The 13418-nt window shown below is 39.5% G+C and carries 14 protein-coding genes; 9 read left to right on the forward strand and 5 right to left on the reverse strand.

Annotated features, from left to right (window positions below):
- Window positions 1–6: 6 nt before the first annotated feature.
- Genes E4635_RS03850 through E4635_RS03890 form a run of 9 tightly spaced genes read left to right on the forward strand, consistent with a single transcriptional unit; the run spans window position 7 to window position 6303 of the window.
- Window positions 7–639, forward strand: a complete 633-nt coding sequence (locus E4635_RS03850; protein WP_135525304.1) for a DUF4141 domain-containing protein — start codon at window positions 7–9, stop codon at window positions 637–639.
- A 2-nt stretch (window positions 640–641) separates the two neighbouring features.
- The gene (traJ, locus tag E4635_RS03855) at window positions 642–1637 is read left to right on the forward strand and encodes a conjugative transposon protein TraJ (RefSeq protein WP_135525305.1); all 996 of its coding nucleotides are present in this window, start codon (window positions 642–644) and stop codon (window positions 1635–1637) included.
- A 20-nt stretch (window positions 1638–1657) separates the two neighbouring features.
- Entirely contained in the window at window positions 1658–2281 is a 624-nt protein-coding gene (gene traK / locus E4635_RS03860; protein WP_135525306.1) for a conjugative transposon protein TraK, read from the forward strand.
- An 11-nt stretch (window positions 2282–2292) separates the two neighbouring features.
- A complete protein-coding gene (locus E4635_RS03865) occupies window positions 2293–2718 on the forward strand; it encodes a hypothetical protein (RefSeq protein WP_135525307.1) in 426 nt (141 codons plus the stop codon).
- 14 nt (window positions 2719–2732) lie between these two features.
- The gene (locus E4635_RS03870; RefSeq protein WP_135525308.1) at window positions 2733–3020 is read left to right on the forward strand and encodes a nitrogen regulatory IIA protein; all 288 of its coding nucleotides are present in this window, start codon (window positions 2733–2735) and stop codon (window positions 3018–3020) included.
- Window positions 3007–4332 carry a conjugative transposon protein TraM gene (traM, locus tag E4635_RS03875; protein ID WP_135525309.1) on the forward strand — a complete coding sequence of 442 codons (1326 nt, stop codon included), beginning with the start codon at window positions 3007–3009 and terminating at the stop codon, window positions 4330–4332. The genes E4635_RS03870 and traM overlap by 14 nt, the downstream gene beginning before the upstream one ends.
- Window positions 4333–4354: 22 nt before the next feature.
- The gene (gene traN, locus E4635_RS03880; RefSeq protein ID WP_135525310.1) at window positions 4355–5248 is read left to right on the forward strand and encodes a conjugative transposon protein TraN; all 894 of its coding nucleotides are present in this window, start codon (window positions 4355–4357) and stop codon (window positions 5246–5248) included.
- 21 nt (window positions 5249–5269) lie between these two features.
- Entirely contained in the window at window positions 5270–5830 is a 561-nt protein-coding gene (locus E4635_RS03885) for a conjugal transfer protein TraO (protein WP_135525311.1), read from the forward strand.
- An 11-nt stretch (window positions 5831–5841) separates the two neighbouring features.
- Window positions 5842–6303, forward strand: coding sequence for a TraQ conjugal transfer family protein (locus E4635_RS03890; RefSeq protein WP_135525312.1), 462 nt, complete (start codon window positions 5842–5844; stop codon window positions 6301–6303).
- A 253-nt stretch (window positions 6304–6556) separates the two neighbouring features.
- Here the strand turns inward: E4635_RS03890 and E4635_RS03895 are convergent, their stop codons facing one another.
- From E4635_RS03895 to dinB, 5 genes are all read right to left on the reverse strand, one after another.
- Window positions 6557–7549: a hypothetical protein gene (locus E4635_RS03895; protein WP_135525313.1), complete on the reverse strand. Its 993-nt coding sequence runs from the start codon at window positions 7547–7549 to the stop codon at window positions 6557–6559.
- Window positions 7550–7687: 138 nt separating this feature from the next.
- Window positions 7688–8245, reverse strand: coding sequence for a hypothetical protein (locus E4635_RS03900; RefSeq protein ID WP_135525314.1), 558 nt, complete (start codon window positions 8243–8245; stop codon window positions 7688–7690).
- Window positions 8246–8420: 175 nt separating this feature from the next.
- Complete coding sequence (locus E4635_RS03905; protein WP_135525593.1) at window positions 8421–9044, reverse strand: alpha-ketoglutarate-dependent dioxygenase AlkB family protein; 624 nt, start codon at window positions 9042–9044, stop codon at window positions 8421–8423.
- A gap of 37 nt (window positions 9045–9081) precedes the next feature.
- Window positions 9082–12138 (reverse strand): DNA polymerase III subunit alpha, encoded by a 3057-nt coding sequence (locus E4635_RS03910; protein ID WP_135525315.1) that lies wholly within the window; start codon window positions 12136–12138, stop codon window positions 9082–9084.
- Complete coding sequence (dinB, locus tag E4635_RS03915) at window positions 12138–13346, reverse strand: DNA polymerase IV (protein ID WP_135525316.1); 1209 nt, start codon at window positions 13344–13346, stop codon at window positions 12138–12140. Before dinB ends, E4635_RS03910 begins: the two co-directional genes overlap by 1 nt.
- Between the last annotated feature and the right edge of the window lie 72 nt (window positions 13347–13418).

Genomic DNA, 13418 nt, shown 5'->3' on the forward strand with positions numbered 1-13418 from the left:
AGAACAATGAAAAAATTAATGCTCACGGTGTATACGGCATTCATCCTTGCCACTGCATCTTCTGTGAAAGCCCAGCTGGTTGTCACAGACCCTGTAAATCTTGCTTCAGGTATTCTTAACAGTGCCAATGAAATTGTACAGACATCTTCCACGGTATCCAATGTGATTAAAAATTTCAAGGAAGTGGAAAAGGTGTATAAACAGGGCAAAGAATATTACGACAAACTGCAGGCGGTAAACAATCTGGTCAAAGATGCACGCAAAGTACAGCAGACCGTATTGCTGGTCGGCGATGTATCAGAAATGTATGTAAAGAATTTTGGCAAAATGCTAAATGATCCAAACTTCTCTGCCCAGGAATTGGCAGCTATTGCCAATGGCTATTCCGCATTACTTAATGAGAGCACCGAACTTCTAAAAGAACTCAAACAAATAGTTAGCTCCTCAAGTCTTTCTTTAAATGACAAAGAGCGTATGGATATTATTGACCGCGTGTACAAAGAAGTAAAAGAATACCACAGCTTGGTACGATATTACACCAACAAGAATATATCGATCAGCATTCTAAGGGCAAAGAAGCAGAACAACACCAAAAGGGTACTTGACCTTTATGGAACGCCAAACCAAAAATACTGGTAGCTATGGAATTTAGTAATCTTCACGAAGTACTGCGTTCTCTTTACGATGAGATGCTTCCACTGTCCGCCGATATGGCGGCAGTGTCCAAAGGTCTGGCGGGTCTGGGAGCCTTGTTCTATGTAGCCATTAAGGTGTGGCAGGCGCTCAGCCGTGCAGAACCTATTGATATGTACCCGCTGCTGCGTCCATTTGCATTAGGTCTCTGCATCATGTTTTTTCCCACCATTGTACTGGGAACTATCAATGCCGTTCTAAGTCCGGTGGTAACGGGAACCCATTCCATTCTCGAAAACCAGGTGCTTGACCTGAACGATCTACAGGCAAAAAAAGACCAGCTGGACAGAGAAGCGATGCTTCGCGACCCCGAGACGGCCTATCTGATATCGAACGAAGAGTTTGATAAAAAACTGGAAGAATTGGGCTGGTCGCCTGAAGATGTTGGAACAATGGCAGGGATGTATATGGACAGACAAGCTTACAAGATAGAGAAAGCAATAAAGGAATGGTTCCGCAATCTGCTGGAGATACTATTTCAGGCGGCAGCACTCGTCATTGATACCATACGGACTTTTTTTCTGATTGTCTTATCCATACTCGGCCCAATAGCATTTGCCATATCGGTATGGGATGGTTTTCAATCTACCCTTACACAGTGGCTCACCCGATACGTAAGCGTGTATTTATGGCTTCCGGTAGCAGACCTGTTCAGTTCCATGCTTGCCAAGATACAATCCCTAATTATTGAAAGGGATATTGAAATGCTGGCCGATCCGACGTTCATCCCCGATACTTCAAATACCGTGTATATCATATTTATGATTATAGGTATCGTGGGCTATTTTACCATTCCGACCGTAACAGGCTGGATTATTCAGGCTGGAGGCGCAGGAAACTTTACCCGTAATGTCAATCAGACAGCCATGAAATCTGGAAATATTGCCGGTGCCGGAGCTGGTTCAGCTGTGGGTAATATCGGCGGCAGGCTGGTAAGCAAGTAAACAATTAATCACTGAAGAAAATGGAATTTAAAACGCTAAGAAATATAGAAAACAGTTTCAGGCAGATCAGGTTGTATGCTATAGTATTTGCTGTACTGTGCACTGGTATAACTGGATATGCCGTATGGCATTCCTACCGTTTTGCGGAACAGCAGCGCCAGAAAATATATGTACTGGACAACGGCAAATCATTGATGCTGGCACTCGCGCAGGATGCCTCCATTAACCGTCCGGTGGAAGCACGCGAACACATAAGACGTTTTCACGAACTGTTCTTTACACTCGCTCCCGACAAGAACGCCATTGAAAGCAATATGAAACGGGCGTTCAATCTCGCCGATAAAAGTGCCTTCGATTACTACAAAGACCTTTCGGAAAAAGGGTATTACAACCGCATCATATCTGGTAATGTACAACAGCGTATCGAAATAGACAGTGTGTCCTGCAATTTCGAAACCTATCCTTATGCTGTGCGTACCTATGCCAAACAATTCATCATTCGTTCAAGCAACGTAACAAGGCGCAATCTGGTTACATCCTGTTTTCTGGTCAACTCTGTTCGCTCAGATAATAATCCGCAGGGATTCAATATTGAAAAGTTTGACGTAATCGAGAACAAGGATATAGAAGTTATTGAACGCTAAAAAGAAAGAATATGAAACAGTTACTTGATTTAGACACATTCAGCAAGGTTCTTTCCGATAAAGGCTACAATGGCTATTTCACTACACAGGCAGCTTATCCGGGAAAACTAAAGGACAGTATCAGGGAATATCTGGATAGCTGTGCCAAAGGCATAGAGCCTTTAAAATCTGAACTATTGATGATGGGATACCTGCAATGGTCAGGAGATGATAAACCAAGAGTTGAATGTTCGCTGTGGATAAAACACGTAAAGGGAGCCTTCGACCTTCAAAAAATGGAGATCGTGAGAAAAGACCAGTTCGGGCATTCGCTAAAGCATTGGTCATTAACCAGCCTTTCTGCTGAAACAGCACCCAAAGTCAGTGAAGCAATAGCTATGGTCAAAGAAATGATATTGCAGACAACTGTTCCATCAAGCAAGCGCTTCAAGTTTTAAAAACAGATAAAGTTATGAAAAAATTAAGAGCAAATCTGGAGAAGTGGTTTGATGAGCTGGATGAACGCTGGCGGGCGTTGACCTTACGCAAACAGCAGCAATACACCCTTTATTTTTTTGTGGGATACCTGCTGCTTACCGCCGGGGTTATTTGTAAAGTCTGCCTCGATACAGCAAGGTCTGACAATGACATGTTGATCAATCATATCGAAAAACCAGCCCTAAAAAAGAAAGAAAGTCCCAGAGCGATAAAGGACACTTTGAAAACAATTCTAAAAAATAAGATTTATGAAGGAAAATGAAAAAAAGGTCAGCATCCTTGTTGAGGAAGGCGGCCAGAACAAAACATCCAATCTTCCCGATGATGCAAAAAGCAGGAAAGAACGGTTGAAAAAGCCACTGATATTTGTTTTAATGGGTGTCGTTTTTTTAGGCTGTATGTACCTGATATTTAAACCGTCTTCAGGGAAAAACGAAATCGAAAACATCGGACTAAACGATTCTGTTCCCCAGGCGAGCGATGCCGGGATGCAGGCAGACAAACAAAAGGCCTACGAGCAGGACATGCTGGAACAGAAAGAGCAGGAAAAGAGCAACGCTCTTACCACGCTGTCCGATTATTGGAATGAAGATAGTTCATCCAATGAAGAACAAAAGCTGTTATCAAATGAAGAAGATCAAACCAGTGCAAATGGTAACGGTACGGGAAAATCCGGTAATCCTGCACTAAACAGCTACCGTAGTGCGCAAAGTGCCTTGAATTCTTTTTATCAGGACGATAACAATGAAACTCAGGAACTCCGTAAGCAGCTCGACAATCTAAAGGAAAAACTGGCTGAAAAGGATATACCTGCTGGTATAACAGCCAATGAGCAGCTGGCACTAATGGAGAAATCCTACCAAATGGCTGCCAAATACCTTCCCTCTGGAACCAATACCACGCAGGCCTCAAGCAGCACTCCTAATACTGTTACTCCTTCAGCTGGTCAGAAAGAATATCTTGCTTCATTCAGTCCTGCAAGAAAAAGTACAGTATCATCGCTGTACCGTGAACCCAGTGACAGCATTTTTTTGGCCGACTGGAACCAAGCCAGAAACCGTAGTTTTTATACCGCAGGTTCGGTGCAGAAAGTTCTACAGCCCAAGAACAGCATCAAAGCGTGTGTACAGGAAACTCAGACCATCATCGGTGAAAGCATAGTACAGCTGCGTTTATTAGAGCCTGCTAAAACACCAGAGCATACTATTAAGCAGGGAACTGTCTTAACCGCAATCAGCAAATTTCAAGCAGGGCGCTTACAGTTAAAAATTAATTCCATAGAGCTGGACGGCAATATCATCCCGGTAGAAATTACCATTTATGATCTCGATGGACAACAGGGTTTGTTTGTACCATACTCTCCAGAAATAAATGCCCTTACCGAAATGGCGGGCAATATGAGCCAGCAGTCAGGAACAAGCCTGATGCTGACCCAATCGGCTGGACAGCAGATAGCCGCAGAGATGAGCAAAGGAGTAGTTCAGGGGATCTCGGGATATTTCGCTAAAAAAGTGAGGACGCCAAAAGTTACCCTTAAGGCCGGGCATCAACTCTTCCTGGTCTCTAAAAAATAGTAATCTTAAAATCAATCACATAATGAAAAAACATTTTAAAACCTTTAGGGCTTTTGCCCTGATGATCGTTCCTTTTGCTTCGTCCATGGCACAGGATAATGTAAAATCGTCACTTGCTTCGGGCAGTATAGAGCCATACCACATGGAAGTTACGTACGAGAAGACTTCCCATCTGATTTTTCCCACTGCTATCCGCTATGTTGATCTGGGAAGCGAATACCTGATTGCCGGAAAAGCAGATGATGCGGAAAATGTGTTGCGTATAAAAGCATCAGTAAGGGAGTTTGAAGCCGAAACCAATTTTTCGGTGATTACCAACGACGGCCGCTTTTACAGTTTTAATGTCTATTACAGTCCCTGTCCTGAGACATTAAGCTATGATCTGCAGGCGATGCAAAAAACGGCAGATAAGTCCAATGGAAATGATGTGCTTTTTGAAGAGCTGGGCAGCAACCCACCATCACTGGCAGGCCTGTTATTGGAAACTATTTACAAAAAAGACAGGCGTATTATAAAACATATCGGGGCTAAAAGTTTCGGCATAGAATTGATCCTGAAAGGTATTTACATCCATAAAGGACAATACTATTTCCACATGGAACTTGCCAACCGCGCTCATGTTCCTTTCCAGATTGATTTTATCAACTTCAAAATAGTCGACAAAAAGCTGGCCAAACGTACTGTTGTACAACAAAGAGCTATTATACCGCTTCGTATTTACAAGCAGCTGGATGCCATTGACGGAAAAACGATCGATCAAAATGTGTTCCTGCTGGACCAGTTTACAATTACTGATGACAAGGTACTACAGATTGAGATCTTCGAGAAGAATGGCGGCAGACACCAGACACTTCAGGTAGAAAATTCGGATTTGATAAGAGCCCGGCTAATTGATGATATGCACCTGAAGATATAGCAACCTAATAAAAAACAATAAATGAAAAAATATCTATTGGCAGTGCTGTTTGTCATAACAGGCAGCACTATGATGCAAGCACAGCGCCTGCTGCCCAGACAAAAAGGACTGGAAATTAATACAGGAACCTTATCCCGTTATGATTCCGACAAGAATTATTACCTAAGCATAGGGCTGACCGTAAATGGCAGAAATGGTAATTACCAATTGTATGCAGTGGAATATACCCATCAATATTCAAAATACAAAGAGCTGAGAATACCGCAGGAAACGTACAGTATGGAAGGAGGTTATAGTTTTTACCTGTTTGGAGATATACGAAAAAATATTTCCCTTAATGCAGGCATTACTGGGATTATCGGTTATGAAACCATCAATCGTGGTAATGAAGTCCTCTATGATGGTGCTAAGATTCTGAGTGAAGAAGATTTTATCTACGGCACGGGAGGAAAACTGTCTTTGGAGACCTATTTATCAGATCATTTTGTATTACTTGTTCAGGCAAGGGCAAAAGTATTCTGGGGAACATCGTTGGAACAGCTTCGAGCGTCTGTAGGTGTGGGATTACGATATAACTTTTAAAAACAATAATTATGAAATCAATATTCAAATACAAAAACTTCGGTTTTACAGCACCCTTTAAATATCTATGGCTGTTTTTTGTCCTAATGCTAAGCACAAGTCTTCTTTCTTCATGTGAAAAGGAAGATTTGGAAATCCAAAAAGATTTTCCATTTGAAGTTAGTGTAATGCCGATCCCGGTAGCAATTGCCAATGGTCAAACAGTTGAACTAAGGCTTACAATTCAAAGAAAGGACAGATACAGCGGCAATCAATATTTTATTCGCTATTTTCAATATGAGGGTCTGGGTCTGCTGCGATACGACCAGCAGCATTCCTTTGTTCCCAATAATTTATATGCAGTTCCGGCAGAGCAATTCCGATTGTATTATACGTCACAGGCCTATGTAACACATTCTTTCACTTTGTGGATTTCTGATAATTTTGGAAATGAGAAACAGCTTAATTTTCAATTAAACAGCATTAATCGATAAATTTATTAACAATTACTATAAAGTGAATTGACCTGCTAAAATATAGCAGGTCAATTTTTTATGATCTGTTTTAGGGGTACTGGATTAGTAAAAGCCAGTTCAACAGGCTTAATCTGGTGTTGAAGGCTTTACCAACTATGAAACAGCCTTCAACACCAATACTAATAAAGTTTTTTTAATATATTCGGATTACCGCTCTATCCTCTTCTTTTCCCCATTGTACTTGCCACGTTCTACCGTCTATTTGGACTTGTTATATAATGTGCTTATTCCAAACTTCCATAGCGTCTTCATAATCTGTACTATCAAAGTTTAAAATCTCGTTCATATACTTTAAAATCTCATTATAGAAAGCTTCAGTTTTATATACTAAATCAGAAAATTTGGTTGGAAATATTCCATTATCTTCCAACTCTTGATAGAATTCAAGAATACTTTTGAAAATTTCACTTCCATTTAAAGTAATGTTCTTTTCTCTAAGGTTTGGCATATTTTCGATATGGTTAGAAATATTTAAAATTATGTTTAACAATCTCAAAAATGGATGAGGATGAGAATAATTATCTATATAAATTTCAGCTTTATCTGAAAAATTAATTACATAATTAAGTAAGCAAGCTCCAAGTATTTTAATCGTGGCAGTGGCAGTTTTTTGATCTATCTCGTTGCCTAAAATTTTATCAATGTATTGTTGTAAATGTGTTGCAATTGCAATAGAGGCATAAGTGTCAGCATTTATTTCTAATTTATGCTTGACTAAATCATATTTATCATCAGTTTTTCTTTCTTGTAATTCAATCTCGTTTTTCTTTTTACAAAACTGAAACAAATGCGCCAATTCATGATAATATGTAAATTGTGTAGTTAGTTGAAAAGCTAAATAACTCATAGGATTGTCAAGCTTTTTAATTAAATCAGGGAACTTATTTTCTACAAATTCATTTAGTTTTTTGTTTTGTGAATAATTTGAAAGGCAATTTTTCATTAAACCTAAATTAATTAAAATAACATTTTGCCCATTTACAAAACCTGCCTTCGCGTTTATTTCAAAAGAATTTGTGTATAAGAAAATGTTTGGAGAAATATTTTCTTTTTTAGAGTTAATGTCTAAATTTTCTCTACAAAATTTATATAACCCTTCAAAATGCTCTTCGATAGGTAATCCTCTAAAATCAAAGATATCTGCATTTTTTAGAATGCTGTTTTTCGTTGAGTTTTCTATTTCTAGGTCGTAGTTTTCTGGCATATCATATAACGTCCCGCCGGCTTGGCGAGGTTTGGGACTAAATTAAGATTTATTTTCAGTTTATGATTATTTTCCAAATGCAAAATCAGTTTTAAATCAAGCCAAAAACCCAAATTTTGCCAAACCGTTAGGCGCAGCTTATATAACCATTTCGTTTTGTTCTAAATATGAAATGTAACAATTTAAATTGTCATAAATTTTAATAAAAACTTTGAATAAGTATGGTTTAATTGAGTCAAAAGTCAATTCTTCATTTAAGTCATAATTATGATAATTATTCATAAACTGTTTTATATCTCGTCTTTCCGTTGCGTCTAAAGTTTGAAATATGTCATTGTTATCATAGTCATGAAAATTTGATAAATGTATAAATGCGCATCCAAATTTATATACTGAATTTGACCAACCTTGTAAATTATTTGAGATATCGACCATGCTTTTATCCGTAACAATTGAACCATTAGAATTTCTCCATCTTTTACCATTTAATGTGAGTTGAATTAATCTTTCTCTTTCTGGGATTGGAAGGTTAAGAAGAAAAATGCATCTTACCATTGAATCTAATTCTTGTCTTAAAATTGAAGCAACTTGTCCGTAATAATTTGAGGAAAACAGAATATCTACGGCAGATTTATTTTCTTCTGATCTTTTTCTAATAAGCTCGCAGAACTTTAATGTATTTTGGTTGGTTGTCATTATATTAGTTGTTGTTAAGTTGCGCCTAACTTGTTTATAGTGATGACTAGCTCATCATAATACACCTGTTTTTAGATAGATTGTGATGATAAATTCTGTTTTTTATCATATTATATGTTTCAAATATAATAAATTATAAACCAGTTTTTTGACTTATAACAAAATAATAAAATCACTATTGCTGGGCACTAATCTGACGAAAAGTTAAATTAATTCTTGGCAATACATCGCGGGCCGTTTTAGGTACCTGATGCTCCCAATACGTGTTTGTACTCCCTGCCATCAATAGGAAAGTACCATGATGCAAAGGGATTTCTATCTGTGGAATATGTTTTAAAAATTTATGGCGCAGACGGAACATACGGGTTTCACCAAATGTTACCGAGGCTATATTCATATCTTTGTTGCTGCTGGCGGTTTTATCACTATGCCAGGATACACCATCATTCCCATTTCGATAGAGATTGAGCAATACTGCATTGAATTTCATTTGTGTTTCATTTTCTACCTTTTCCCTGATGGCAAGCAGTTCCGCAGGCCAGTTGGGATTGGATTTTCGGGAGCTTCGATTCGTATCTCCATACCATGAGACCATTCTTGGTGCCGTTACCACCTTGTCGTACATCGGCATATCATATTTGCGCCATGTGGTTTGATGGAGCAAAGTGTTATAATAAACATCGGACTCTTCCTTAGAGAAAAAATTGTCAATCAATATTAAATCAGCGTCAGGAGCGTCAAAAATTCTTTTACCGCCTGTTCCGGATGCGAAAATTTCGGTGTCGTTAAAGAGCGTCATCATTGTTATTTGCTTTTTCATGTTCTTTACTTTTTTACTATTGGGCCATTCTGTGTCGCGGCATATTATATTCGTGTTCCTGCGGATAAGGTTCCCGATGGGTCATGCTCACATCCTCACGAATCTGCTGCTGAGTATGGAATCTTCTTTCGTCTGTAGCTGAATAGCGAGGATCAGCAATAAAGGGCATTTTTGCCATTTTGGATATGGTGATGGTCGGGAAATGATAATCAACTTCTACTTTGCCCAGCAGCAGGTAACATCCTCCACTCTTAAAAGGATAATCGCGCAGCGAATCTGCAAAATGGGCCGTGTCGAAAAACTCCCCTTCCGCATCTATCCAGGTCCCAAAATACATGTCACCGCGTTTGGTGGGAACGTGTTTTCTTGAAATCAGATACGCAAGCATTCTGACCATTTTCTTATGATGTTTAGTTAGCTCCTTTGCCATTACATCCCCACGGAAGGAAGTCTTCAGTAAATTAAAGGGCGTAACGGAAACAGGAAAATCAAGAAGCTCAATTTCATCAAAGGCGTCCTCAAATGGTGAGCGTTCGAGTACCGGTAATTTATACTCTTTTACAGGTTCCTGAAGCAACAGGGGATTACGGTTCTCGGGCTTGAAATTGATCAGAATCAACCGTGCAATGATGAGCAGTTCGTTTTTCTGCTTGCCGGTAAAACGAAAGGCATTAATGAAAATCAGCGTCTGGATTCCTTCAATCCCAATAGGGACACGGTTAATAAAATCTTCTAACGATTGGTATGGACCATTGGTATCTCGTTCCATTACTATCCACTCTGCTGTTTTTGATTCCAGACTTTTCAAATGCTGAAATCCCAAATAAATGTTCCTGCCCGATACATTGGTCTGCACATCACTTTTATTGACACACGGATTATGGATTTTCGCACCCGACATCCTTGCTTCATGCACATAGACTTCGGTGCGGTAAAAACCTCCGAAATTGTTGATTACGGCTGTCATGAACTCAATGGGGTAATGGACTTTCAAATAGAGGCTCTGGTAACTTTCCACTGCATAGGATGCCGAGTGTGCCTTGCAAAAGGAATATCCGGCAAAAGATTCTATCTGCCTGTAAATTTCCTCACTTAATGATAGCGGATGCCCTTTTTGAGCGCAGGAAGCAAAAAAGTTGTCTTTTACTTTTTGCAGGGCTTCTTTGGATCGTCCCTTGCCGCTCATGGCACGTCTGAGGATATCGCCATCGGCAGCAGGCAGTCCGCCATAATGCAGTGCAATTTTAATCACGTCTTCCTGATACACCATAATACCATAGGTTTCACCCAATTGTTCTTTGAATACCTCGTGGAAATATTCAAAACGGTCAGGATGGTTGTGCCTGAAAATATATTCCTTCATCATTCCTGATTGTGCCACTCCCGGTCGGATAATGGAAGAGGCTGCCACCAGTACTTTATAATTATCACAGTTAAGTCTTCTGAGCAACCCCCGCATGGCAGGGCTTTCAATATAAAAGCAGCCAATAGTTTTGCCCAGACTTAAAAACCTGTTGCATTCTACCTCATCCTTAGAAATGGAAGTGTCCCGGATATTAACTTCAATGCTTTGGTTTTTTTTAATCAGTTTTACAGCATCGTCAATATGTCCAATACCCCGCTGGCTCAAAATATCGAATTTATCAAAACCAATTTCTTCTGCCACATGCATATCAAACTGGACAATTGGAAAACCTTTTGGGGGCATTTCCAAAGCAGAATAATTAGTAATCGGCTTTTCGGAAATAATAATGCCACAGGAATGCATGCTGCGCTGATTAGGATATTTTTCAAGCATCATGCCATAATACTGTACCATCTTCACCACTTTATTTTTATGATGCTGCTTCATCGGGTTCTTTGCCAATTCATCCAGTTCTTCCTTTGGCAGACCAAAGACCTTACCCACTTCCCGGAAAATAGAACGGTATTTGAACTCTACGTTTGTACCGCAAAAAGCTACATGGTCTGCTCCGTATTTAGTGAATATATATTCTAAAATGATGTCGCGTTCTCTCCAGGACCAGTCAATATCAAAATCAGGAGGCGTTTTGCGGTTGAGGTTCAGAAAACGTTCAAAATACAAATCCAGTTCCAGCGGGCATATGTCTGTAATATCAAGGCAGTACGCAATAATACTATTGGCACCACTCCCACGGCCGATGTGAAGAAAGCCCTGACTGATGCTGTATTGTACGATATCCCATGTGATGAGAAAATAACCACTGAATTCCAATTCATCAATTACCCTGAGTTCCTTTTCAACTCTTTGCAATGCTTCATTATTGCCATTACCATATCGGCGGATCATTCCTTCGTAAGCCAGTTTGGTAAGCAGTGCAATATCCTCCTGTTTATTTGCGGTGTAATGTTTTTTGTTTTTTGGGGTATTGAAATCGTAATGGAAATTACATTGCCCTATTATTTTTTTGGTATTTTCAATAATAACCGGATAGTCAATAAATTTGGCTGCAAGGTTCTCTAACGGCAGCATGACCTCTGAAACTTTGCAATAATCTTCTTCTGTTAACTTGGTACCAATAATATTCAAATCGATTGCCCTGAGTATCTTATGCAGATTAAATTCCTCTTTTGTTCTATAGGTAACACTTTGCAGTACTACCATTTTATTGATCCTGTTTTTCCATACAGGATTGTATAGCTTGGACAGCTGATCTGCGGTAATACCAATAAATTCATTTTCCCGCAGCTGGTCAGGAACATTGTCAAAGGGATAGATGATAAAAGTATTTTCAAAATCAGGTGCCTGTATGGGAAGCATCTTATCTTCAAAATTATGTCTGGTCAGTACACGGTTCATCTCGGCTATCCCTTCGTTATTCTTTGCCAAGCCTACGTACAGCTGTTTGGAGCTGTTATGGAAATCAACACCAACCAAAGGCTTTATTTTAAGAACTTCGCACGCCTTTGTAAAGTCATAAATTCCTGTTACCGTATTAATGTCTGTGAGTGCCATTGACTTCACACCAAACTGCGCAGCCTGTTCCACCAGTTCCTGTAATGGAATAGTCCCGTAACGGAGTGAATAGAAAGAATGACAGTTGAGGTACATTATTCAATATTTTTAGGGTCAATAAATTGGGCTCGCGGATTTGAAATGATGTTTCCTGCTTTTGATTTAAGGGTCCTGCCCCCGCATCTGGTAACAGCATCAAAGCCAAACCGGTTTTTGATTTTGTCCATCGTCTGGTATAATGCCATCATCTCTTCTGTATCTTCAAACATATTAATCTGATAAGTACCCCGCACCAAACCAGTGAATGTTATTCCAACGAGCCTGATTCTCATACGGCGATTGTAAAGCTTATGGAATAACTCAAGTGCCGTTTTTGCTAAAATATGATCGCAGGAGGTATAGGGAATTCTTCTTTGCTGATTTTCGGTATCAAAATTGGCATACCGTATTTTTACGGACAACGTAGAGACCAGCCATTCTTCACAGCGTGCCTGATAGGCTAATTTTTCGACCATTCCCAGAATCAACGATTTCACCTGTTCTATGTCAATGGTGTCCTGAAGATAAGTATGTTCAGTAGAAAGGGATTTTCTTTCTCTATACGGTTCAACGGGTGAATTGTCAATGCCATTGGCTTTTTTCCATAGTTCCAGGCCATTTTTACCTATAAGGCTTTGTAACACTTCGGCAGGAGTTTCCGATAATTTTTCTATATTCCTGATACCCAGTCTGGACAACAGATTAAAAGTGACTTCACCCACCATTGGGATTTTACGGATAGAGAGCGGGTTCAGGAAAGGCTGTACCATATTTTGCGGAATCTCGAGGTTTCCTTTTGGCTTTCCCTCACCCGTGGCAATTTTAGAAACCGTTTTATTGACCGATAAAGCAAAACTAATAGGCAGTCCTGTTTCTTTGGTAATGCTATTTGAGAGTTCGTTTGTCCATTTATAACAGCCATAAAATTTATCCATGCCTGAAATGTCCAGATAGAATTCGTCAATACTGGCTTTTTCAACTAATGGTGCATTCTCTTCAATAATCTGTGTGACTTCATGAGATTTGTTGGAGAACAGTTCCATATCTCCTTTTATAATTTTTGCCTGTGGACAAAGCTGTAAAGCCATTCTGATTGGCATTGCCGAGCGGACACCAAAATACCTTGCCTCATATGAGCATGATGCAACAACACCTCTTTCGCCACCGCCAACAATCAAGGGAATACCATTGAGCTGCGGGTTTTGCAGTCTTGCGCAGGAGACAAAAAAGGTGTCCAAATCCATATGTACGATGGCACGTGTCATGTTATCCTGAATATTTTAGGTTGAAATATATATTTACAAAATTAGGACGTTAAATCACTATTTTATTTATCT

Source organism: Flavobacterium humi (assembly GCF_004745595.1).
GTDB lineage: Bacteria > Bacteroidota > Bacteroidia > Flavobacteriales > Flavobacteriaceae > Flavobacterium > Flavobacterium humi.